General features: G+C 42.2%; 22 protein-coding genes. 16 read left to right on the plus strand and 6 right to left on the minus strand.

From position 1 onward, the window contains the following. Positions 1–6: 6 nt before the first annotated feature. The gene (locus C6347_RS00720) at positions 7–1,344 is read right to left on the minus strand and encodes an amino acid permease (RefSeq protein WP_060597624.1); all 1,338 of its coding nucleotides are present in this window, start codon (positions 1,342–1,344) and stop codon (positions 7–9) included. A gap of 319 nt (positions 1,345–1,663) precedes the next feature. On the opposite strand from C6347_RS00720, the gene C6347_RS00725 reads away from it, so the two are divergent. Further along, complete coding sequence (locus tag C6347_RS00725) at positions 1,664–3,178, plus strand: methyl-accepting chemotaxis protein (protein ID WP_060597623.1); 1,515 nt, start codon at positions 1,664–1,666, stop codon at positions 3,176–3,178. A 39-nt stretch (positions 3,179–3,217) separates the two neighbouring features. On the opposite strand, the gene C6347_RS00730 is transcribed toward C6347_RS00725, so the two are convergent. Then, positions 3,218–4,201 (minus strand): Gfo/Idh/MocA family protein, encoded by a 984-nt coding sequence (locus C6347_RS00730; RefSeq protein ID WP_060597622.1) that lies wholly within the window; start codon positions 4,199–4,201, stop codon positions 3,218–3,220. Positions 4,202–4,345: 144 nt separating this feature from the next. After that, positions 4,346–4,705 carry a MerR family transcriptional regulator gene (locus C6347_RS00735; protein WP_060597621.1) on the minus strand — a complete coding sequence of 120 codons (360 nt, stop codon included), beginning with the start codon at positions 4,703–4,705 and terminating at the stop codon, positions 4,346–4,348. 310 nt (positions 4,706–5,015) lie between these two features. Here C6347_RS00735 and yidA point away from each other — a divergent pair, with 310 nt between their 5' ends. Continuing rightward, positions 5,016–5,828, plus strand: coding sequence for a sugar-phosphatase (yidA, locus tag C6347_RS00740; protein WP_106071287.1), 813 nt, complete (start codon positions 5,016–5,018; stop codon positions 5,826–5,828). 36 nt (positions 5,829–5,864) lie between these two features. Here yidA and C6347_RS00745 read toward each other — a convergent pair whose 3' ends face one another. After that, positions 5,865–6,872, minus strand: coding sequence for a helix-turn-helix transcriptional regulator (locus C6347_RS00745; protein WP_060597619.1), 1,008 nt, complete (start codon positions 6,870–6,872; stop codon positions 5,865–5,867). Positions 6,873–7,001: 129 nt separating this feature from the next. Between C6347_RS00745 and C6347_RS00750 the strand changes: the two genes are divergently transcribed. Both C6347_RS00750 and C6347_RS00755 read left to right on the plus strand, forming a co-directional pair. Beyond that, entirely contained in the window at positions 7,002–7,709 is a 708-nt protein-coding gene (locus tag C6347_RS00750) for a class I SAM-dependent methyltransferase (RefSeq protein WP_060597618.1), read from the plus strand. Beyond that, positions 7,706–8,803 carry a saccharopine dehydrogenase family protein gene (locus C6347_RS00755; RefSeq protein ID WP_106071288.1) on the plus strand — a complete coding sequence of 366 codons (1,098 nt, stop codon included), beginning with the start codon at positions 7,706–7,708 and terminating at the stop codon, positions 8,801–8,803. The genes C6347_RS00750 and C6347_RS00755 overlap by 4 nt, the downstream gene beginning before the upstream one ends. A gap of 27 nt (positions 8,804–8,830) precedes the next feature. On the opposite strand, the gene C6347_RS00760 is transcribed toward C6347_RS00755, so the two are convergent. Beyond that, positions 8,831–10,654: an acyltransferase family protein gene (locus C6347_RS00760; protein ID WP_106071289.1), complete on the minus strand. Its 1,824-nt coding sequence runs from the start codon at positions 10,652–10,654 to the stop codon at positions 8,831–8,833. A gap of 241 nt (positions 10,655–10,895) precedes the next feature. On the opposite strand from C6347_RS00760, the gene C6347_RS00765 reads away from it, so the two are divergent. The 11 genes from C6347_RS00765 (at position 10,896) to C6347_RS00820 (ending at position 21,213) form a co-directional block, all read left to right on the plus strand. Then, the gene (locus tag C6347_RS00765; protein WP_060597616.1) at positions 10,896–11,771 is read left to right on the plus strand and encodes an aldose 1-epimerase family protein; all 876 of its coding nucleotides are present in this window, start codon (positions 10,896–10,898) and stop codon (positions 11,769–11,771) included. A 60-nt stretch (positions 11,772–11,831) separates the two neighbouring features. Further along, positions 11,832–12,776: a DNA-binding transcriptional repressor DeoR gene (locus C6347_RS00770; RefSeq protein ID WP_034660503.1), complete on the plus strand. Its 945-nt coding sequence runs from the start codon at positions 11,832–11,834 to the stop codon at positions 12,774–12,776. A gap of 83 nt (positions 12,777–12,859) precedes the next feature. Beyond that, the gene (deoC, locus tag C6347_RS00775; protein ID WP_060597615.1) at positions 12,860–13,531 is read left to right on the plus strand and encodes a deoxyribose-phosphate aldolase; all 672 of its coding nucleotides are present in this window, start codon (positions 12,860–12,862) and stop codon (positions 13,529–13,531) included. Between the two features lie 166 nt (positions 13,532–13,697). Then, positions 13,698–14,879: a NupC/NupG family nucleoside CNT transporter gene (locus tag C6347_RS00780; protein ID WP_060597614.1), complete on the plus strand. Its 1,182-nt coding sequence runs from the start codon at positions 13,698–13,700 to the stop codon at positions 14,877–14,879. A gap of 25 nt (positions 14,880–14,904) precedes the next feature. Next, on the plus strand, positions 14,905–16,206 hold the full coding sequence (locus C6347_RS00785) for a pyrimidine-nucleoside phosphorylase (RefSeq protein WP_095285603.1): 1,302 nt from the start codon (positions 14,905–14,907) through the stop codon (positions 16,204–16,206). A 180-nt stretch (positions 16,207–16,386) separates the two neighbouring features. Next, the gene (locus C6347_RS00790; RefSeq protein ID WP_106071290.1) at positions 16,387–16,830 is read left to right on the plus strand and encodes a MarR family winged helix-turn-helix transcriptional regulator; all 444 of its coding nucleotides are present in this window, start codon (positions 16,387–16,389) and stop codon (positions 16,828–16,830) included. Between the two features lie 14 nt (positions 16,831–16,844). After that, positions 16,845–17,483, plus strand: coding sequence for a nitroreductase family protein (locus tag C6347_RS00795; RefSeq protein ID WP_012011776.1), 639 nt, complete (start codon positions 16,845–16,847; stop codon positions 17,481–17,483). 25 nt (positions 17,484–17,508) lie between these two features. After that, positions 17,509–17,802 carry a putative quinol monooxygenase gene (locus C6347_RS00800; RefSeq protein WP_060597613.1) on the plus strand — a complete coding sequence of 98 codons (294 nt, stop codon included), beginning with the start codon at positions 17,509–17,511 and terminating at the stop codon, positions 17,800–17,802. Positions 17,803–17,991: 189 nt separating this feature from the next. Continuing rightward, a complete protein-coding gene (locus C6347_RS00805) occupies positions 17,992–20,373 on the plus strand; it encodes an immune inhibitor A domain-containing protein (protein WP_106071291.1) in 2,382 nt (793 codons plus the stop codon). 208 nt (positions 20,374–20,581) lie between these two features. Further along, the gene (locus C6347_RS00815; RefSeq protein ID WP_012011773.1) at positions 20,582–20,836 is read left to right on the plus strand and encodes an ORF6C domain-containing protein; all 255 of its coding nucleotides are present in this window, start codon (positions 20,582–20,584) and stop codon (positions 20,834–20,836) included. A gap of 5 nt (positions 20,837–20,841) precedes the next feature. Beyond that, positions 20,842–21,213, plus strand: coding sequence for a DUF1304 domain-containing protein (locus C6347_RS00820; protein ID WP_106071292.1), 372 nt, complete (start codon positions 20,842–20,844; stop codon positions 21,211–21,213). 33 nt (positions 21,214–21,246) lie between these two features. Here the strand turns inward: C6347_RS00820 and C6347_RS19120 are convergent, their stop codons facing one another. After that, on the minus strand, positions 21,247–21,411 hold the full coding sequence (locus tag C6347_RS19120; protein ID WP_003214630.1) for a hypothetical protein: 165 nt from the start codon (positions 21,409–21,411) through the stop codon (positions 21,247–21,249). A 254-nt stretch (positions 21,412–21,665) separates the two neighbouring features. Here C6347_RS19120 and C6347_RS00825 point away from each other — a divergent pair, with 254 nt between their 5' ends. After that, entirely contained in the window at positions 21,666–22,322 is a 657-nt protein-coding gene (locus tag C6347_RS00825; RefSeq protein WP_060597611.1) for a type 1 glutamine amidotransferase domain-containing protein, read from the plus strand. Positions 22,323–22,420 lie beyond the last annotated feature (98 nt).

A 22,420-nucleotide genomic window follows, 5' to 3' on the forward strand; every position in this document is an offset into this window, starting at 1 on the left:
TAGCGTTTAAGCCTTCTTTTTCATTAAGAATGAAGCAATGATGGCTGCAACTAAGAAACCGATGCTGATAATCGAGCTAGGCAAGTTTTCTTGTCTGAATAGAAACATCACAAAACTCACACTTAGTACAAGACCTGCAAATAAAGTCAAATACGGAAACAGCCACACCTTAAAATACGGCTCCTGTGGATATTTCGGGCGAAGTTTCAGATGTGCCATGCAAATGCTAATCCAAATGAGTGAAACAGCAAAACCAGGAATAGCCAGCATATAGCTGAAAATTTGCTCTGGATATAAGTAAGCAAAGAATGTTCCGATGAGAAGAAACAGAACGGTCACCCATAAACTCAAAATGGGTACGCCTCTTTTATTGACCTGTGCCAGCTTTTTCGGACCGCCATCTGATTTAGAAAGAGAATGCATCATTCTCGTCGTTCCATAAATGCCAGAATTGGCCGCAGATAAAACGGCTGTAATCAATACAAAATTAATGAAGTGAGAGGCGCCTTGCATACCGGCTGCTGAAAAGACTTGAACAAATGGGCTGTTATTTGGATCAATTTGATTCCAAGGAATGAGTCCGCAGATGATCAAAATCGGCAAAGTGTAAAATAAGATAATACGCCACATCATACTTTTAACAACACCAGGCAAGACCTTCTCGGCATCCTTTGTTTCTGTAATGGTCAGCCCGATCAATTCAGAGCCCCCGTAAGAGAAGATAACGACTAATAAAGATGCAAAGATCGCACCCCATCCGTTCGGGACGAAGTTTTGATAGTTGGTGAGTGCAGGTGTGCTTTGTTCGTTTGGAATGATCCCAAATAATAGGGCTGCACCAAGAATAATAAACACAATAATAACGAAAATCTTCATTCCAGCGAACCAAAACTCAATTTCACCAAAGTATTTTACATTATTTAAGTTAATTCCGATGACTAAGAGTGAGCAGAGTAAACATAGTGACCATAGCGGCACGTTCGGCATCCAGTATTGAAGCAAGCTGCCTGCCGCGATAATCTCAATGACACACACAGTGAGCCACATGAAACAGTAAACCCAGCCGACGACAAATGAAAAACGTTGACCAAGCGCAATCTGTATCAGGTCGCGAAGGTTATTTCCCGGATAGACAATCGCCATTTCGGCTAAGGCTGCCATCACGATGAGCAATAATAAACCGGCAAATACATAGGAAAAGATGACCCCAGGACCTGCTAAACCGATTGTATCGGCACTTCCTTTAAAGATTCCTGTACCAATGACCCCGCCCAATGCAATCATGCGTATGTGACGCGGTGATAAAAGCTTTTTTAATTCTTGTTGTTCCTGATTCGCGCTCATGACGTTCTCCTTTTTTAAAAATGCTTATGTTCCATTTTCTTTTTTCGGGACGTCAGTGTCAATATAAAAAAAGAGATTTTTCAGACAAAAAAGGCGGTTGATTCTATCAAATGAGCCACTTTTCTCCATAAATTCCTTCTATCATCCACCACCAAAATATGAAACTTCGTGAAAAAATGAACATTTGTCTTATTTATGACATAAACAATTTTCAGTTTTTGTCGATATATCTTTTGTAATACTAAAGTCCTAATAAAGAATTGTTTATAACTGTAAAATATTTCAAAAATGTATGAAGAAGTGAAAGGAGTTATGAAAGATGTTTATGAGAAAAGCAAATGATTCGTCAGCGGGAACCCTTTTAAATGAAAGCAGTCGATTAGTAGAACGAATTGAGAAGGGAGACCTTTCAGCAAGAATAGATACTGCTGCATTCTCTTCAAGTCAAACGATTGAAGCAGTAGCCCAAATAAATGAAGCTTTGCAAAAGATGCAGGAAGTAAATGAAGATATTCAAATGCGGATGAATTTAGTGACAAAAGCCATTCAAGTTGGTTTATGGGATATGATCGTTGTCGCTGGAGATCCGGTCAATCCAAAAAATGAGTTCACATGGACGGATGATTTCCGCAAAATGATCGGCTTTCAAAATGAGCACGATTTTCCAAATGTTTTAGACAGCTGGGCATCTCGAATCCATCCGGATGAACAAGAATATACCTTAAATGCATTCTCTTCGCATTTATTGGATCATTCGGGACATACACCATATGATATCGAATATCGCTTGAAGTTGAAAAACGGAGATTATCGCTGGTTCAAAGCAACTGGCACGACCATTCGTGATCGAAATGGTGTCCCTCTTCGTGTAGCGGGAGCTCTTTTTGATATTCATGATCAGAAATTGAAAGAAGAAGAGCTGCAAGCATTCGTGACGAGATATGACTTGATCAACCGTGCGCTTGTGGAAGCTCCTTGGGACATGGTCGTAGAGGCCGGCGATCCAGTCAATCCGAATAACGAGTTCTGGTGGTCCCCGCAGTTCAGAAAAACGCTTGGTTTTACGGATGAAAAGGATTTCCCGAACGTGTTAAGCAGCTGGAGCGATCGCCTGCATCCTGAGGATCAAGAAAAGGCTCTCCAAGCTTTTGCAGATCATTTAAATGATCACTCTGGACGCACACCATTTGACATTGATTACAGATTGCAGAGCAAAAATGGCGAGTATCGCTGGTATCATGCAGGTGGTGAAACCATTCGTGATGAAAAAGGTGTTCCTCTTCGTGTGGCTGGAACCATTCGTGACATCACGTTAGAGAAAAACAAAGAGAAAACAGCGAATGAAATGGCTTCACAAGTAGAACAGCTTTCAAGTTCGATCAGCGAGATGGTATCAGGCATCAGCTCTGTGACAAACCAAGCGCAAGAGCTTGCTGTCGCACAAGAGCAGTCAACATCTGCTGCCAATCTAGCAAAAAATAGTGCAGATGAGACGAAAAATATTTCTGACTTGATCAAAGAAGTAGCGAACCAAACGAACCTGCTTGGTTTAAATGCTGCGATCGAGGCAGCGAGAGCTGGTGAGCAAGGAAGAGGATTCTCAGTCGTTGCAGATGAAGTGCGTAAGCTGGCGCTTCATAGTGCCAATGCAACGGAGAATATCGAATCTAGTTTAACAGAAATGAAAACACAAATTGATGAAATTCTTGAAAATATCTCGAACATGACAGCTCTTACACAAACACAGGCTGCTTTAACAGAGCAAGTAAATGCTTCAGTCGATGAAGTGAACCACATGTCTCAGCGCCTTGTGGCCTATTCAAAGAGTATTTAATCACCAAAAACCGCCCTCTCATAGACGGCGGTTTTTTCATTAAAATTGATCTGCTGGGAAAACAATGCCTGCATCTTTTCTTGCAGCTTCAAGGACTTTCATTACAGAGAGACTTTCATCAAGCCATGCATAGCACTGTTCATAATTTTTTGTTTCAATGATGTGCTGAAAAGCTTCTGTTTCATAAAACAGACGGTTTGAATTTGTTTGTGCATTGAGTGAGGTCACCTGATCATTCACATGAAGTAACACTTCCTCGCAGCCATTCGCCCCATTTTTCACATGAATGAAGCCTTTTTCTCCTTGAATCAATGCAAAATTCATGCTGCTTGTATCCTTACTGCCGACACTTGTCGCAATGAAATCATTGTAGGTGAAAGTCAAAACACCAGATGTATCGATGCCATTTGGGTGACGGTTTGCCTGGTAGCGGACCTGTTCTGGTGATCCGAAGAGGTTCATGATGAAATGGACATTATAGATATTAATATCCATCAACGCTCCTCCGGAGAATTCAGGGTTAAAGACATTTGGCGTTTCGCCGGCTAGCAGCTGATTATATTTGCTTGAATATTGACTATAGTTACATTGAACCAGTTTGATTTCACCTAATTGATGAAGATGCTTTTTAATCAAATGATAGTTTGGCATATGAATGGTCGTAATGGCCTCAAATAAGAGAAGCTGCTTTTCCTTTGCGAGTGCGATTAAGGCTTCCAGCTCTTTGACATTAGAGGTGAAAGGCTTTTCGCAAATCACATGTTTTCCGTGTTCCAATGCAGCTGCGGCATGCTCGCTATGTAAACGATTCGGTGATGCAATATAAACGGCTTCAATGTTCGGATCTTCTAGCATAGCCGTTAAGTCCGTATAAGTTGTTTTCACACCAAATTGGTCTGCGAGCTTCTTTGCAGTTGCTTCCTTTCTTGAATAGACGGCATGACAAGAAGCGCCTTCAAGCTGTTCAATCGCTTGCAAGAAGCTTTCCACAATCACACCTGTTCCAATGGTTGCAATGTTCATTCTACTCAAAACCCCTTCCACTCGTTTGATATCAAGTAAAGCTTTCTCTAGTATAACTGATGTTTGAATTGCACGTGCACTTGAGACCTGGGCGGAGAGGGGCGCCAGTGGCAAACACCGGCACATCTTTGGCAGCCCTTACAATTAGCTGATGTTCGCTAATGTTTGTTTTGTTAACAATTGAATGGCAGCCTTCCTCTTTTTTAACTCTTGAATGGAGTGTTGAATATCCTCAACTTTTTGTTCGAGCAGCTGTTCAGCTTCTGTTTTTGATTGTTTTTCAAATAGTGATTTGATAATTTCGCGAATTTCTTTGAGTGAGAAATCTAGCTTTCTTGCTTCTGTGATAAAGGAAAGCATGAGTACATATTTTTTATCATATAAACGATAGCCGTTATGTGCTCTCTTTGGTTCGGGGAGCACACCCTCATTTTCGTAAAAACGAATGGTTTCAATATGCACACCAGACAGTTTTGACAATTTACCTCTAGTAAACGTAATCATTCCCTGCACCTCCTTTCTTTGCTATCCATCATACAATTAGATTTGCTAGTTTCAAAATGTTCAGTCGTGAACATTTGTTTTCATTTTCCCATTGGAAAAGGGCACAAACTCTGTTTAAAGCAGGATGAATAGAATACGATATAATAGAGTAGGCAGATGACAATTTTGTTACAGGTGAGAACAAGTAGACAGCGTGATGAAAAAACGATAGGCTAAAATAGGTAAATAGTAATGATATAGCCTGTCATCATATAGATGATGGCTCAAAATAGTGACAGCACGTTTTTTGCTGAGAAAAGGGGACCAGTGAATGTATAAATTAGTTGCAATTGATATGGATGGTACGTTATTAAATGATCAACATATGGTGACAGCTGAGGTGTTTGAGGCCATTCAACAGGCGAAGGCAGAGGGAGTTAAGATTGTATTATGTACAGGACGACCTATTGGTGGAGTGAATCGCTATCTAGATGATCTTCAGCTCAATCAAGAAGGAGACTATGTGATTGCCTACAATGGGGCGCTTGTCCAAAACAGCCATACAAATGGAGTGGTGTCAGAACTGACGTTATCCTATGAGGATTTGACTTCTTTATATAAGCTGAGCCGTGAGCTGGATACACCGATGCATTATTTCGATTCCGCTCATTTGTACACACCGAATCGTGATATTAGTGAGTACACAGTACTTGAATCTTATTTAACAAAGCTGCCGCTTAAATATTTACCTGTTGAAGAGGCAGATCCCTCAATGAGACTTCCGAAGATGATGTATATTGATCAGCCAGAACGGTTGGAAAAGACGATACAAGCCATTCCATCTGAAGTGAAGGACAAGTACATGATGGTGAAAAGCACAGATTTCTTCCTTGAAATCCTGCATCCTGAAGTCAGCAAAGGGAATGCCGTGAAGCTGCTGGCGAAAGAGCTGGGAATTGCTCGTGAAGAGGTCATGGCCATTGGTGACAATGGGAACGACGTATCGATGCTGGAATTTGCGGGCTGCGGCGTTGCCATGGGAAATGCCATTGATGATGTCAAAGCCGTAGCGGATGTTGTGACAAAATCCAATAATGAAGCCGGAGTAGCACATGTCCTGCATGAGTTAGTTTTAGGAAAATAAACAAAAAAGCGGTCTACCAGTGAGGTAGCCGCTTTTTTATATGTGAGAGAAAAAGTAAACAAGCATCCGTCTGCTGCTCAAATTTGTCTTTTGCAGCATCGCCTTCACATGATCATGGACGGTATGGGTTGAAATAAATAAAGTACTGGCGATTTCCTTTGTAGACTGTCCCTTTAATAAGCAGTCGAGGACGTTCATCTCTCTTTCTGTCAGCCGGTACGTTTTTGCCGCATAAGGAAGAATATCATTTGTTTGGGCTCTCTTGATGTGAATCATGACAGCCTCTTCCTGCCCGGCTGCCTGCGCTAATCGAAATGCTTGAAGAGAGAGGAACAGCCCCGTAGGCATTCTCGTCATGCTTGCCGCTGTTTGGTCGATACCTCCGTATAAAAGTTTAGCCCCTAATGCTCTGAACGGGCGCGGCATGGTCGCCTTGTCATGGATTTGTTCAAAGGCTTGAAATGTATGAAGCCAATGAAGCCCTGTCTCATTTCCATAAAGAAGATTGTAATCGTGTGAGAGAATGAGGAAACCTTGATGCTCCGCTGCGTCATCCCCTTCAGTATCTCTTTTCTTGAAAAGTTCATCTCTTAGCTTGGCTGCGAGTCTGGGCGTTTGTTCGATGACCGCTCGGATATCTTGTTCTTGAAAAGGTTCCTTGTCCTTTAGACGATATAGGCTGGCAATACCCCAGCATTCTCCTTGAATCACAAGGGCTGCCCGCAATTCATCAGACCATCCTTTAGGCAACAAAATGTCTCTGTAGCGATCACTGTTGAGATATTCCCCGCTTTGGACTAAGCTCGCAGCATGAATAGGGCCTTTGGCTAGAGACTCATGTTGATGCACGTCCTTTTTTAAGAACTCATTTTGAAACAGCTGATCATGAATTTCTTCAATCGGTTCATCTGTGAAGGAACCTGTCGAGAGGAGAGTGGCTGGATCAATGGTCGTGATACAGGCGGCATCAAAATCAAGGACGGCAGCAAGCTCGTCCCGAATGTGTTGTCTCAGCTGCTGAAAATGAGTGGCTGGATTGGTCACATGATCTCCTCCTCAAAAATCCCCACTTTTAGGGATCGTGTTTTCTGATGTCTCTTTTTACAATAAAGATGTCATACCGTTAGTGTACAGGAAACGATGTAAAGCGGAAAGGAACTGGAGGAGAAGGACATGAAAGGAAACCAGCATTGGCACGATCCCGTAGCTGAATCATACGCAGCCACGATTGCTCATAAAGTACCCGGCTATCAGCTATTGCATGAGTTGACAATAGACGTATTAGAAACTGAAGTAAAGGGAGCGGCTTCTCGCATTCTGACTGTTGGAGCGGGCGGGGGCGAAGAGATCATCAACATGCTACAAAGAAAAGAAGACTGGCTGATCACAGGGGTCGATCCGTCACCTTCTATGCTGGATATGGCGAAACGGCGAGTTGGACAGCTTCAGATGGAGGCGCGTGTCACATGGCATGAGACCGTATTAGATAAGGTTTCTGCTGAACCTGTTTACGATGCAGCGATGAGTTTGCTTGTGATTCATTTTATAGAAAGGCGCCAGCCCTTTTTAGAGGAGATTGCCCGCAGGCTTCAACCAGATGCACCGCTTGTGTTGGCATTTATACAGGGAGAGATGAAGTCCCATACATTTCAACAGGAGCTTTACATGCTTTCTCTTTTCATGCAGCGGCAGGGTCTAGAAAAAGAAGTGTTTACATCCTTTAAAAACAGGCTGGGACACGCGACACACCCTGTTCCTGAGGAAGAGATAAGAGAGCATTTAATCAAAGCGGGATTTGAAGACATCAGACCTTATTTTCAGGCAGGAATGATCAAAGGGCTTGTTTGCAAGCGAGGTCGTAGAGAGGCGGATGAGAAATGAGATCACAGGTGATGGTGATTGGCGGCTATGGACATGTTGGACAGCAAATATGTCTGCAGTTAAGTGAAGTGTATCCGGGACAAATTGTTGCGGCAGGCAGAAGCTATGAGAAGGCAGAGAAATTTTCACGCCAGTCAAAAGGGAAAGTTCGTCCTTATCAACTAGATGTCAGTGAGCCGCTATATTCGGACTGGATGGATAAAACAAAGCTGGTGATCATGTGTCTTGATCAAGAAGATCCGTCATTTGCTGAAGCAGTTCTGCGGTCAGGCATTGATTATATTGATATCTCCGCGAAAGGGGCGTACATGGAGCAGGTGGCAAAGCTGGATCAGCGGCACATCGGTGCAACGGCTTTGCTCAGTGTCGGGCTTGCGCCTGGCCTTACGAATTTATTGGCAGCGAAAGCAGCATCTATGCTCTCATCAGTGAATCAAATAGATATAGGGATTATGCTTGGGTTGGGTGATCAGCATGGAAAAGCCGCTATTGAATGGACGCTTGATCATGTCCATACTGACTATGTGCTTACTAAGCATCATCAGCGTAAAAGAGTCAAAAGCTTTACTGGAGGTAAACGGATAGACTTTGGTGGAAGTCTTGGAAAGCGGCATGCCTATCAGTTCCCCTTCTCTGATCAGCAGACATTGCCTTCGACGCTCCGCGTGCCTTCTGTGACGACAAGGCTTTGTTTTGATTCCCGCGCGGCGACGCGTGCATTTGCCTTCACAAGGAGTCTCGGAATGACGTCCCTTCTCACTGTGCCGAAAATCAAGAAACGAGCCATTTCCATGATTCAATCTGCTCAAATGGGAACAGATCAATATGCAGTGAAAGTGGAGGCTACAGGAATGGACGGGAACAAGATTCATCAAGCAGCGCTTGGAATAAAAGGACGCGATGAGTCTCAAGCAACAGCTCAAGTCGCCTCTGCTGCGGCATTGCATTTATTGAGCAGGCGGTTTCAGACAGGTGTTTTTCATATCGAAGAAGTATTTTCTCTAGCGTATGAGAACGGTGATTTTGCTTTGGTGGATCAAACAACGAAGGAAAAGCGGGTGTTAGCGTTGAGAGCCAGCCTGTTAACGGCATAAAATAAGACTAGCAGAATGCTAGTCTTTTTATGATGAAGATGACACATCTCCTTTTTTCTTGATGCTCGCTGTAATGAGCTGTGTCAATGTGTCAGAGCCTTTTGTTGAAAGGTGAACACCATCAGGCTGAAAATAAGATGGCTGTCCAGTAGCGGCTGAATGCCAATCGACAAGGGTCACATTGGAATGTTGATCGGCCACTCGCTGAATGACTGCATTCACATCATTTTCCCAAGACCTTGGGACTCTCGTGTTCACAAGGAAAATGTGCGCCTTTGAAAATTGTTGAATGAATGCTGTCAATGTGCCCTCAGTAAAATAGCCATTCGTGCCAAGCTCAATAATAACAGCGGCATCAGATTGATTAAATGAAGCATATTGAGGAGCGATGCTGACGGCTTCGTTCATTTGTCTGCCAACCTTTGCATCGATGGTGATTTGTGCATATGCTTTTTCAAGATTCGGCGCAATGTCCAGCATGACGGAATCACCAATAGCAAGAATTTGGTGAAACTGTTTCTGATCTGCTGCTTTCTTCTCGTGTTTTTCTTTCTTTTTCTTAGCTTTTGGTTCCGCAGAGTCTCCTGCTTTTTTCGGTGCCGTCTTAATTTGTGTCACTTCCTTGGCATGTGGGGACGTATGGGACGAACTGGACATGCCAATGGTAAATAAGATCAAAAGAGCTGCTGCGATTCCAAGGAACACTTTATGAGACGTAGACCATTGTTTGAATCCCTTTTTCCAAATAGACCAAGAGGCAAAATATTGTCTGAAGCCAAGCCGGCGAATCGGCTGTTCGATGAAGCGGTAAGAGGCCTCTGCAATGAGTAAAATGGCCATGAGCTGCAATGCGACACGCCCCATAGAAGGCTGTCCAATTTCAATGACAGGGGTGGTCAGCACGATGATGGGATAATGCCACAGGTAAATACCATAAGAACGCTTTCCGAGCCAGACGAGCGGCTGATAGGAGAGCCATTTCCCTAAAAGACTTGCAGGGTGGCAGATGCACGCAATTAAAATCGCTGCATTTAGACAGAATAAAAGCATGCCTCCTTGATAGAGAAAGCCGTCAAATTCGTCCACTGCATAAACACACAAAAGAAAAACCGCAAACGAACCAAAACCAGCGATATGTAAAATACGTCTGCCAACAGGAAGTAACTTTTTGCTGGACAGTCTTTGCATGGGCCATACAAATGCCAGGCTGCACCCAATCAGGAGCGCAAATGCACGAGTATCTGTTCCGTAATAAACTCTGCTTGGATCCGTATCTGGTGAATAAAGAATCGCCATCCATAAGGCGGAGACAAGTGCAAGGCCAAAGGTGATCATTGGCAGATGGGATCTATTTTTCACCCATTTTAGCCCTGCAATCAATAGAATCGGCCAAATGATATAAAATTGCTCTTCTATCGCCAAAGACCACAAATTTTTCAGTGGAGATACAGCGTTGAAGCTATCAAAATAAGACAGCTGATGGAAGATGTACCACCAGTTACTGACATAAAAAAAGGACGATAAGGCATCGCCACGAATGGACAATAGTGCATTCGAACCCACAATCGCACACCAGCTGACGGTTAAAAAAATCATCACGTAAGCAGCTGGAAGAAGCCTTCTGATCCGGCCCATCCAAAATGGTAAAAGCTCTTGATAGCCCAGATCCTGCTTATGTAACAAGATCGTCGTAATCAAGTATCCAGAAATCACAAAAAACAAATCAACGCCAAGAAACCCGCCGCTTGCAGGTCCGATATGTAAGTGATAAGCAATGACTGCCAATACAGCAACAGCCCTCAGCCCATCTAATCCTAATATATAACGTAAACGATTTTCCTTGCTGTTCATGAAAATGAATCCCCCATTTATGTCAAAACGCTTCTTTTTTGTTGTCATTCCAAAAGAACAACGATTCTTTTATTTTATATAAGATTAGACGGATCAGCATCACATTTTGTTGGCGAATTTCTGTCTTTTTTTAAAATTTTTATATAAAGAAAGAATTGATGGCCTGGAAGGCTGCCTTATTTTTATACTCAAAACCAAAATCCCTGTCATAATAAAAGAAGAAGGAAAGGGGATGTGTGGAATGAGAACGATTGAAAATGATCAGTTATTGATTCAGGTCAATGAGAGAGGTGCTGAGGTCAGAGAGGTGCTTCACAAGGAAAGTGGACGTCACTATATGTGGTCTGGCGATCCTGCTTATTGGGGCAGGGTGTCGCCAGTCTTATTTCCAATTGTCGGACGATTAAAGAATGACCAATACAAGATAGGTGATCAAACCTATGAGCTTGCGCAGCATGGATTCTTGCGGGATGTTGATTTTGATTTATATGAAGAAACGAAACATACGGTGACCTTTCAATATGAATCAAAAGGCCGCCACATCGAGCAGTATCCTTATGAATTTACCGCCCGTATTCGATACGAGCTGTCGGAAAATGGTCTGACGATTTCCTGGGAAATTGATCATGACGGAGATGACACGATGTATTTCTCCATTGGAGGGCACCCCGCATTTCATGTCCCGCTTGTTGAAGGTGAGCGCACAGCAGATTACTACCTGACATTGACCCCTTCCACTGAGTATCTTCCTGTCCAATATGAACTAAAAAATTCACTTGTCAGGGAGAAAGAAAAAGGCATTCAACTTGAACCGATTCAGCTTCGACCAGAGCTTTTTCAGCATGATGCGATGATCTATAGCCATATCAATCGAGTGTCATTGATTTCTCAGGCAGGTCACGGGGTTGAGGTTGATCTCACTGGTTTTCCGTTTGTTGGTATTTGGTCACCTTATAATAAAGAAAAAGGCACAATGGCTCCATTTGTATGTATTGAGCCTTGGTACGGTATTGCCGATGTTGAAGGGGCGAATGGGCAGTACAAGGAAAAGTTCGGTATTCAAACTTTAGAGAAGAATGAAACCTTCCAAGCCGCCTATACGATTTTCTTCAAATGAACATTTGTGCATGATAAGATGAACATTTTGTTATGATAGAAGAAAAAAGGAGGTGTACGAATGGATCGGGAGAAACAACAACTGAGTATTGAAGCGGCAAGGCTTTATTATTTATCGGATTACAGCCAGCAGGAAATTGCCAAACAACTCGACCTGTCGAGACCAACTGTGTCTCGGCTGCTTCAATATGCGAAGGAGAAGGGGTACGTCCAGATAACGGTAATGGACCCATTTGAAGACTTAAATGAGCTATCTTCATTGCTCAAGGAAAAATATGACCTGCTCGAAGCTCATGTGGTGTTTTCGCCCAAAGATGATTATCCAACGATTACCGAATACTTGAGCCAATTTGGTGCCGAGTACTTGCAAGACACAGTGAAAGACGGTGATATCGTTGGTGTGAGCTGGGGAACCACCATGTATCAAATTGCCCAAAAGATGCAACCTAAACAGGTCAAAGGTGTGGAGGTTGTCCAGCTGAAGGGTGGGATCAGCCACTCCCATGTGAATACATATTCTGCGGAAACCATCCAGCTGTTTGCTGAGGCCTTTCAAACAGCACCGCGCTATTTACCGCTTCCTGTTGTATTTGATAGTGCTGCCGTCAAGGAGATGGTTGAGCAGGACAGACATATTCAGCGCATCATTGAAATGGGGAAACAGGCGAATATTGCTGTGTTTACTGTTGGAACGGTAAGAGATGAAGCACTTTTGTTTAGACTTGGTTATTTCCGTGAAGAAGAAAAAGCGCTGCTCAAAGCATCCAGCGTCGGAGACATCTGTTCGCGCTTTTATGATCAGGAAGGGCGCATTTGCAGTGAAGCGATTAACAACCGCACTATTGGTGTGGAGCTTGATGATTTAAGGACAAAAGAACGCTCCATTCTTGTGGCTGGCGGACATCGCAAGGTTGCTTCTATCCACGGGGCACTAAGAGGAAAATATGCGAACGTATTGATTATTGATCAGCATACAGCAAAGGCTCTTTTAAATGTCACAAAATAGATGAACAAAATTTCATAACTATGTTTACAAATGTTCATCGGTCATATATGATGAAAGTATCATAATTAAAAGGAAGTGTAAGCATGACGATAGCAAAGCTCATTGATCATACAGCACTAAAACCAGATACATCTAGAGCTGCCATTATGCAGTTACTTGAAGAAGCAAAAACTCATCAATTTGCATCCGTTTGTGTGAATCCAACTTGGGTATCTCTTGCAGCGAAGGAACTAGCAGGAACAGGCGTTGATGTATGTACAGTCATCGGTTTCCCGTTAGGTGCAAACACAACAGCAGTGAAAGCATTCGAAACAAATGATGCAATTGAAAACGGTGCAACTGAAGTGGACATGGTCATCAATATCGCGGCATTGAAAGACGGCGAATATGATGCAGTTGAACAAGATATTCGTGCAGTTGTAGACGCAGCAAAAGGCAAAGCCTTAGTGAAAGTCATCATTGAAACTTGTTTATTAACAGATGAAGAAAAAGTCAAAGCTTGTGAGCTTTCAGTAAAAGCTGGCGCTGATTTTGTGAAAACATCGACTGGATTTAGTACAGGCGGTGCAACAGCTGAGGATATCGCATTAATGCGTAAAACAGTTGGACCTGACATTGGTGTGAAAGCATCAGGCGGCGTGAGAACAAAAGAGGACGTTGAAGCGATGACAGCTGCAGGCGCTACCCGCATTGGTGCGAGTGCAGGCGTTTCTATTATCAAAGGGGACCAATCAGCTCCTTCGAAAGACTATTAATTCATACGATCCTATGGTAGGATAACATTCGTGACTCATAAATGATGAAAAAGTCATATGCGGAAGGATCTCACTTCTGGGAATTTCTTCCGCACTTTGTTTACTAAATAGGGTTTGTTCCATACAAGCGCATTAATGTAAACGAATTCATTCGAGGAGGAAAAACATGAAATACTTGATTGGTATCATCGGTTTGCTGGTGATTCTCGCCATTGCATGGCTGGCTAGTAACGGGAAAAAACGAGTAAAATTCCGTCCAGTATTTGTCATGATTGTACTGCAATTTATTTTAGGTTATATTCTGCTCAATACAGGTGTTGGAAACTTCCTAGTCGGCGGCTTTGCAAAAGGATTCCAAATGCTTCTAGGCTATGCCGGCGAAGGAATCAACTTCGTATTTGGCGGGTTAATGAATGATAATGCGTCAACTTTCTTCATCAACGTCTTACTGCCGATCGTCTTTATTTCGGCATTGATCGGTATTTTGCAGCATTGGCGTATCCTTCCGCTTATCGTACGCGGAATCGGTTATTTGCTTAGCAAAGTAAACGGTATGGGGAAACTAGAATCTTACAACGCAGTAGCGTCTGCGATTTTAGGACAATCAGAAGTGTTTATTTCTATTAAGAAGCAGCTTGGATTGTTACCTCAGCAGCGTCTTTATACATTATGTGCATCTGCGATGTCGACAGTATCGATGTCTATTGTCGGTGCGTACATGCAAATGATTAAACCAGAGTACGTGGTCACAGCACTTGTGCTGAACCTATTTGGTGGATTTATTATCGCGTCTATTATCAATCCATATGAAGTAGCTAAGGACGAAGACATGCTCGAAGTCGTTGAAGAAGAAAAGCAATCCTTCTTTGAAATGCTTGGCGAATATATTATGGATGGTTTCAAAGTAGCGATTGTTGTCGCTGCGATGTTGATTGGATTCGTTGCATTAATTGCGATGATTAATGGAATCTTTACAGCTGTCATCGGTGTTTCTTTCCAAGATGTACTTGGATATGTGTTTGCTCCATTTGCTTTCCTTATCGGTGTACCTTGGAGCGAAGCCGTACAAGCAGGAAGCATTATGGCAACGAAAATGGTATCTAACGAATTTGTGGCAATGCTTGCTCTAAATGGAGATAGTGTGCATTTCAGTGCTCGTACAGAAGCGATCATTTCTGTATTCCTTGTGTCATTTGCGAACTTCTCTTCTATCGGTATCATTGCTGGAGCAGTCAAAGGCTTAAACGAAAAACAAGGGAACGTTGTCGCACGCTTTGGATTAAAGCTGTTATTCGGTGCAACACTTGTCAGCTTCTTAACAGCAGGCGTTGTCGGTTTGATTTACTAATTTAAAAAAAGGAATGGTGAAAACAATGAGAATGGTAGATATCATTGCGAAAAAACGTGACGGAAAAGAATTATCTTCAGAGGAAATTTCTTTCTTTGTCAAAGAATATACAGACGGAACAATTCCCGACTACCAAGCAAGTGCCTTGGCTATGGCGATTTTCTTCCAAGATATGACGGATCAAGAACGTGCAGACTTAACGCTCGCTATGGCGAACTCAGGAGACACGATTGACCTGTCTGCCATTGAGGGCATTAAAGTAGACAAGCACTCAACAGGCGGTGTAGGTGATACAACAACGCTTGTACTTGCTCCTCTTGTGGCTGCACTTGATGTACCTGTTGCGAAAATGTCTGGGCGCGGCCTTGGACATACAGGCGGTACAGTGGACAAGCTTGAAGCGGTAAAAGGCTTCCACGTAGAAATTACAAAAGACGAATTCATCGAGCTCGTGAACCGTCATAAAGTAGCGGTCATTGGGCAATCAGGCAACCTGACACCAGCGGATAAAAAGCTATATGCCCTTCGTGATGTGACAGGAACCGTTAACTCGATCCCGCTCATTGCAAGCTCTATTATGAGTAAGAAAATTGCTGCTGGCGCAGATGCGATCGTACTAGATGTGAAAACGGGCGCAGGTGCTTTCATGAAAACACCTGAAGACTCTGAGAAGCTTGCAAAAGCAATGGTTCGCATTGGAAACAACGTAGGCAGACAAACGATGGCTGTCATCTCTGATATGTCTCAGCCGCTAGGATTAGCGATTGGAAATTCCCTTGAAGTGAAAGAAGCGATTGACACGCTTAGAGGCGAAGGCCCTGAAGACTTAAACGAGCTTGTGCTCACATTAGGAAGTCAAATGGTTGTTCTTGCGAAAAAAGCAGAGACACTTGATGAAGCAAGAGAAAAGCTAATTGAAGTCATGAAAAACGGCAAAGCACTTGAGAAATTCAAGGAATTCTTAGAAAATCAAGGTGGAGACGGCTCGATTGTAGATCAGCCGGAAAAACTGCCGCAAGCCCCTTACCAAATCGACGTTCCTGCAAAGGAATCAGGTGTGGTTGCTGAAATCGTCGCAGACGAAATCGGTGTTGCAGCGATGATTCTTGGAGCAGGACGTGCAACAAAAGAGGACGAGATCGACCTATCTGTCGGCATCATGCTGAACAAAAAAGTCGGCGATCGTGTTGAAAAAGGAGATTCACTCGTGACACTTCATGCAAATCGTGAAGATGTTGCGAATGTCATGGAAAAAATTTATAACAACATCCGCATCGCAGATCATGCTGATGCACCAACTCTCATTCACACTGTGATCACAGAATAAAGGAAAAAGGACAAAAGTGCTTCGTCGCTTTTGTCCTTTTTTGTTCATTTCTTTTTCTATTGAGATAAAAAATTTCACTTTATGAAACAAACCTCTTGCAATCATCAAATAATGGGTGTATATTAGTTGACGAGTCAATGATTGATATATCAACTAATTGATCTGAATAGAAAAGAGGGGATGGCATTGACTGCATTTTGCTCTGAAGAAGCAGAGGTATTATACCGTTTGCAGTGCGTGAACCGTATGATGGGTGTGAAGTTCGAAGCATGCACGGGCATCAGCCAATCAAGACTAGAATTGCTATCACTGTTATTCCAAGCCGACGAAATCAGCCAGTCAGATTTGCAGAAAAAGGTAAATATTGACAGTTCGGCTGTGACGCGTCACTTAAAACAGTTAGAAACAAAAGGAATGGTTACGCGCAGAAGAAAGCCAGAAGATAATCGAGTCACACTTGTTCGTCTGACAGAAGAAGGCAGAACGAGAATCGAAGCTTCTAAAAAAGAAAAAGAACGATTTATCTCAGAAATGCTTGAAAACGTAAGTGACGAAGAACGAAAGCTTCTCACTGATGTGCTCATCCGTATACAACAAAACATCGAAAAGATTCAAACAACCTAAAGGAGTGTTGCAACATGGCTACAACATTAAAAACAAACGATTTTATGGAAATTATGAAAGGGCGCCGCTCTATTCGTAACTATGACCCAGCTGTGAAAATCAGCAAAGAAGAAATGGCAGAGATTTTAGAAGAAGCAACAACGGCACCATCATCAGTGAATGCACAGCCTTGGCGCTTTATGGTCATTGACAGCCCAGAAGGAAAAGAAAAGCTTGCACCACTTGCAAAATTCAACCAAACTCAAGTGTCAACATCAGCAGCTGTCATTGCAGTATTTGCAGATATGAAAAGCAATGAATACTTAGATGAAATTTATTCAAAAGCAGTAGAGCATGGCTACATGCCGCAAGAAGTGAAAGAAAGACAAATTGCTGCACTAACTGCACACTTTGAGGTTCTTCCAGAGCAAGTCAATCGCGAAACAATCTTAATTGACGGTGGAATTGTGTCTATGCAGCTTATGCTTGCAGCACGTGCACACGGCTATGATACAAATCCAATTGGCGGATTTGATAAAGAAGTCATCGCTGAAACATTTGGCTGGGATAAAGAACGTTATGTACCAGTGATGCTGTTATCAATTGGGAAAGCTGCTGACGAAGGTTATGCATCTTACCGCTTACCGATTGAACGCATTACAGAGTGGAAATAATATCTTTTCAAAAGGAGACGATCATATGATTATTATTCATGCAGGGATGACCATTCATCCAGAAAAAGAAAACGTATTTCTAGAAGAAATCAATGCATTAATGAAAGCTTCACAAGCTGAAGAAGGCAATGTATCCTACAAGCTGTTCAAGGATACAGAAAAGGAAAATACCTTTTTAATGGTAGAAGTGTGGAAAGATGACGCTGCGGTTCAGAGCCATAATGCAAGTGCACATTTCCAAGCTTTCGTAGCGAAGGCAAAAGAATTCTTAGCCGCTCCACTTGACGTTGTTGCATTTCAAGGCCAGCAGCTTTCATAGTAAAACAACAAACACCCTAGGCGGTTATCGTCTAGGGTTCTTTTATTTTCGACACCTTGTTCCACCCATTTCAATCCCGTATTGTGCATTTTCCACAAAGTTTCTGAAAATAAAATGTTTTTCGACTTAAGTATATTGGAATATGCTAGAATGAGATATTATTTATTACCAAATTAGGGAGGAACTAATATGAAAAAAGGGAAATGGACGAGCATTGCACTAACAGCTGTCCTCAGTTTAGGCACATTGGCAGCTTTCAGCACCCCTCTATCTGCCCACACCACAGAGAAATCAACATCCTCAGATGGCGGTCATTATTCAGGTATTCCATTTGACGCAAGTGTCGTGAATGAAGACCGTCTCATCAAAGCCTTGAAAAAACAAGGAAAGATCAAAAAAAATGCCAATGAGGCAGAAACCCAAAAAGCATTAAAGAAATATCTAAAGAAAAAAGAAGAATCTGCCATGAAACAAAGTGCAAGCACCTTAACAGAAGAGCCTGAATTTCTGAAAGAATACAAACAAGAGGTACATAACAAATTAGCCAAAAAGAAAAAGTTAAAGAAGCATAAAGGAAAAGAAGGGAATCATGTAAAACCGGTCAAAAAGGAAAAGTATAAAGGCGATGTTCGCAATGATAAGGTATTGGTTTTATTAGTAGATTTTAAAGATTATAAGCATAATAGTATTAAAAAAGAAGAGACTGATATGTACTATGACAAGTACAATCAACAGCACTATCAAGATATGCTTTTCGGAAAAAATGGCTACATCGGTCCAGATGGTAAACGCAAAGTATCCATGAAGCAATATTATGAAAAGCAGTCCGGCGGTAGTTACACAATCAGTGGAACAGTTGCAGGATGGTATACAGCTAAGCATGAAGCAGCCTATTACGGTGGAAACGTACCAGACGAATCAGGCAGTGACGGCAAACCGCGTGAATTGGTGAAAGAAGTACTCGAAGCAGCAGCAAAAGACCCGAACATTGATCTCGGTGAATATGATCAATGGGACCGCTATGATATGGATGGAGACGGCGTTTATAACGAACCAGACGGCATCATTGACCATCTGATGGTCGTTCATGCTGGCGTAGGTGAAGAAGCTGGCGGCGGACAACTTGGCTCTAATGCGATTTGGTCGCACCGCTGGTCACTTGGTGATGTATTTGAAATTCCAAACACTGAATCTGAAGTCGGGCAAGGCGGAAAATTAGGTGCGTTAGATTACACTATCGAGCCTGAAGATGGCGCGGCAGGCGTGTTCACACATGAATTTGGACATGATCTTGGTCTTCCTGATGAGTACGATACACAGTACACAGGCGGAGGCGAGCCTGTTTCATACTGGTCGATCATGTCAAGCGGAAGCTGGGCAGGTAAAGTCCCTGGAACGGAACCAACAGGCTTTAGTCCATATGCGAAAGAAATGCTTCAAAACTTGCATGGTGGTAACTGGCTTACTGGACAAACCATTGATGGTAAAACATTAAAGAAAAGCAAAACAGTGCTGATTGATGAAGCAGCAACAAAAGGAACGAATCATGATGCGGTTCGAGTGGATTTACCAGATAAAGAGATTGTGGTCACAAAACCTGCTCAAGGACAATATTCGTACTTCAGCGGAACGGGTGACAATTTGAATGCGACCATGACAACAACAGGTATCGATTTGTCGAAGGGGAGCAAAGCAAAGCTTACATTTAAAGCATGGTACGATATCGAAGAAGATTATGATTATGCGTATGTAGAAGTACGTGAAACAGGAACTGATCAGTGGAAGACCATTGCTGGTAACATCACGAAAGATCGAAATGAAGCAGGTGCGAACGAAGGCAATGGAATTGACGGAAAATCGGACGGATGGGTAGATGTAGCCTTTGATCTTTCTGCTTATGCAGGGAAGAAAATCGACCTGCAATTCCGCTATACAACCGATGCAGGCTATTCACTGCCAGGGTTATTTGTAGATGATTTAAACATCACAGCAGATGGGACGAAAGTGTGGTCAGATGATGCCGAGGGCACGTCTACTTTCACCTTTAACGGATTCTCAAAATCTAATGGAAAACAATATGCACCCCAATATTATTTGTTAGAGTGGCGCTCTTATGCTGACGTTGATAAAGGCTTAAAGCATATCAAACGTGGGGCAAGCCTCATGAGCTATAATAACGGTTTGGTCGTGTGGTATGTCGATCAATCCTATAGTGATAACTGGGTAGGAAATCACCCAGGGAACGGTTTCCTTGGGGTAGTAGATGCTGATCAGCAAGTATTGAAGTGGAGTGACGGCTCCATTGCTGCCACAGGCTTCCAAGTACATGATGCAGCATTTTCTTTGAATCCAAGTACGAAGCTCAATATTGATTATACAGCGACAACGGGCTTAACGTTGGCAGATCGCTATATTCGTCCGACTCGTACATTTAGTGATAAAAAGAATTATGTGAATCCAAATAATCCAGATGCAGGGCGTGATGTACCAACATACGGTCTATCCTTTAAAGTCGTTGGACAAAGTAAGGATCGTTCTGTTGGAAAGGTATTAATTTCTAAAAGTAACTAAACAGAAAGCCGGATTCTACCATTGAATCCGGCTTTTTGATATGGTAATAAAATGTTTTTGATGAAAAGGGCGGCTTTTTGGTCGAATGTCTGTTCTTTTTTATTTTGATATCCGAATGAAATCATTATATAATAGAGACTGGAAGGTTTTTCTTTCATACATGGTTCTTTTTTAGCTGTTAAAACAAAGGAAAGGATGAGCGTTACCAATGAGTTGTGTCACTGCTAAGCAATTGAAGGTGATTAGAGGGACGATGCAGACTTTTTGCAGCCATTTGGAGTATGATGGTCACGGTAAGCTTCATATCAATACCATCATGGCTTTTATTAAAAAGGAATTCGGTGTGAGAAAAATGAAAGACATTCCACAAAGCCGGTTTACTGAAGCGCTTGAATTAATACAAGACTTTGATTTATACACGGATAAAATAGAGATTCGTGATCGTCTATCAGAAAGGAATTAACTAAATTGAATATTTTAGCAATGATATTAGTAGGAATTGTCGCATTAGAACACATTGTCATTATGTTATTAGAAATGTTTTTTATGGAATCAAAGATGGCAAAGAGATCCTTTAAGCTGCCAGAACACTTGCAAAAGGATCCAAATGTAAAAGTGATGTTTGCCAATCAGGGGCTTTATAACGGGTTTTTAGCTGCAGGACTCATTTGGGGGCTCATTCTCGGATCGAATACTGTTGGATATATGATTCAGCTATTTTTCATTCTTTGTGTGATCATCGCTGCGGTATTTGGCGGTGTGACCTCTAATAAATCAATCATCATCAAGCAAGGAGTACCAGCGCTTCTTGCATTAATTGCGCTTATCCTGTCAATTTAACCATAAATAAAGCCGCCCTAGTGAGGGCGGCTTTTATCTTTTTCGAAGACCCATCAGACGAATAATGGATGTCAGACAAAGAGCAACGGCAACAGCCAAAATAATTTTTCCATACATGACCCCTGTTAGGTTCATCAAAAAGACGGCCAATATGATACAGAGCGTGATGATGATCATCACAATCGAATAGGTTTTCATCTCTTTTCCACTCCTTTTAAAGTCCCCTCACATCCGAGAGGTCTATCCATCTTACCTCATATGATATCACTCAATGACAATTTTACATGAAATTCCCTACCAATAGAATGTGACATATTGATTAGATTTGATGTCATGCCATATTTTTTAGAAAATCGGGTATACCATAAAGAGCTGCATTGAAGTTTAATTGCTTGATATTTAATTGTGCAAAATATAAAATAACCATATGATATATCGAAAGGATGATCAAGATGAGTAAGAAAGTGTTATTAGTATCGACAAGCAGTTCGGAAATGAACGGACATCCAACAGGCTTATGGCTAGAAGAATTGGCAGAGCCATTTCATATTTTTAAAGAAAATGAACTAGATGTCCAAATTGTCTCTATTCAAGGAGGCACTGTCCCTATTGATAAAAATTCCATTCCAGAAGGTGTTCCAGCGCAATATCAAGATGTATATGAATTACTTGAAGACACAAAGGCGCTTACAGATGTGAACCCAGCTGATTATGATGGCATCTTCTTTGCGGGAGGACACGGCCCAATGATCGACTTTGCATCTAATCAATTGGTAGCCGATGCAATCTTAGCCATTTCAGACAAAAATGGTGCAGTCGGAGCTGTTTGTCACGGTGTTTCAGCATTCGTTGATGTGAAGGATCAAGATGGCAAATCATTTATCGAAGGCAAAAAAATCACAGGCTTCACAAACGAAGAAGAGGAAGCTGTTCAGCTGACATCAAAGGTTCCATTTTTATTGGAAACAAAACTTCGTGAGCAAGGGGCAGCGTTTGAAAAAGGAGATGCCTTTGCACCATTCGCTGTAGTTGACGGGCAAATCATTACTGGACAAAACCCAGGTTCCAGTGCAGAAACAGCACGCCTGTTTGTTAAAACCATTTCATAAAATGATCAAAAACCAGTCGTAATATATGCGGCTGGTTTTTTTGTCATAAAGATGTCCTAAAAAAGACCAAAACAATGAATAGAATAATGGTAAAATAT

Source organism: Bacillus sp. NMTD17, assembly GCF_002998735.1.
GTDB lineage: Bacteria > Bacillota > Bacilli > Bacillales > Bacillaceae > Bacillus.

Excerpts from the sequence above, each read along its gene's own strand:
- C6347_RS00720 (WP_060597624.1), bottom strand. The coding sequence starts at position 1,344 with ATGAGCGCGAATCAGGAACAACAAGAATTAAAAAAGCTTTTATCACCG.
- C6347_RS00725 (WP_060597623.1), top strand. The coding sequence starts at position 1,664 with ATGTTTATGAGAAAAGCAAATGATTCGTCAGCGGGAACCCTTTTAAAT.
- C6347_RS00800 (WP_060597613.1), top strand. The coding sequence starts at position 17,509 with ATGATTATTATTCATGCAGGGATGACCATTCATCCAGAAAAAGAAAAC.
- C6347_RS00750 (WP_060597618.1), top strand. The coding sequence starts at position 7,002 with ATGAAAGGAAACCAGCATTGGCACGATCCCGTAGCTGAATCATACGCA.
- C6347_RS00765 (WP_060597616.1), top strand. The coding sequence starts at position 10,896 with ATGAGAACGATTGAAAATGATCAGTTATTGATTCAGGTCAATGAGAGA.
- C6347_RS00770 (WP_034660503.1), top strand. The coding sequence starts at position 11,832 with ATGGATCGGGAGAAACAACAACTGAGTATTGAAGCGGCAAGGCTTTAT.
- C6347_RS00815 (WP_012011773.1), top strand. The coding sequence starts at position 20,582 with ATGAGTTGTGTCACTGCTAAGCAATTGAAGGTGATTAGAGGGACGATG.
- C6347_RS00735 (WP_060597621.1), bottom strand. The coding sequence starts at position 4,705 with ATGATTACGTTTACTAGAGGTAAATTGTCAAAACTGTCTGGTGTGCAT.
- C6347_RS00825 (WP_060597611.1), top strand. The coding sequence starts at position 21,666 with ATGAGTAAGAAAGTGTTATTAGTATCGACAAGCAGTTCGGAAATGAAC.
- C6347_RS00760 (WP_106071289.1), bottom strand. The coding sequence starts at position 10,654 with ATGAACAGCAAGGAAAATCGTTTACGTTATATATTAGGATTAGATGGG.
- C6347_RS00730 (WP_060597622.1), bottom strand. The coding sequence starts at position 4,201 with ATGAACATTGCAACCATTGGAACAGGTGTGATTGTGGAAAGCTTCTTG.
- C6347_RS00755 (WP_106071288.1), top strand. The coding sequence starts at position 7,706 with ATGAGATCACAGGTGATGGTGATTGGCGGCTATGGACATGTTGGACAG.
- C6347_RS00790 (WP_106071290.1), top strand. The coding sequence starts at position 16,387 with ATGGCATTGACTGCATTTTGCTCTGAAGAAGCAGAGGTATTATACCGT.
- C6347_RS00785 (WP_095285603.1), top strand. The coding sequence starts at position 14,905 with ATGAGAATGGTAGATATCATTGCGAAAAAACGTGACGGAAAAGAATTA.
- C6347_RS00780 (WP_060597614.1), top strand. The coding sequence starts at position 13,698 with ATGAAATACTTGATTGGTATCATCGGTTTGCTGGTGATTCTCGCCATT.
- yidA (WP_106071287.1), top strand. The coding sequence starts at position 5,016 with ATGTATAAATTAGTTGCAATTGATATGGATGGTACGTTATTAAATGAT.
- C6347_RS00805 (WP_106071291.1), top strand. The coding sequence starts at position 17,992 with ATGAAAAAAGGGAAATGGACGAGCATTGCACTAACAGCTGTCCTCAGT.
- C6347_RS19120 (WP_003214630.1), bottom strand. The coding sequence starts at position 21,411 with ATGAAAACCTATTCGATTGTGATGATCATCATCACGCTCTGTATCATA.
- C6347_RS00795 (WP_012011776.1), top strand. The coding sequence starts at position 16,845 with ATGGCTACAACATTAAAAACAAACGATTTTATGGAAATTATGAAAGGG.
- deoC (WP_060597615.1), top strand. The coding sequence starts at position 12,860 with ATGACGATAGCAAAGCTCATTGATCATACAGCACTAAAACCAGATACA.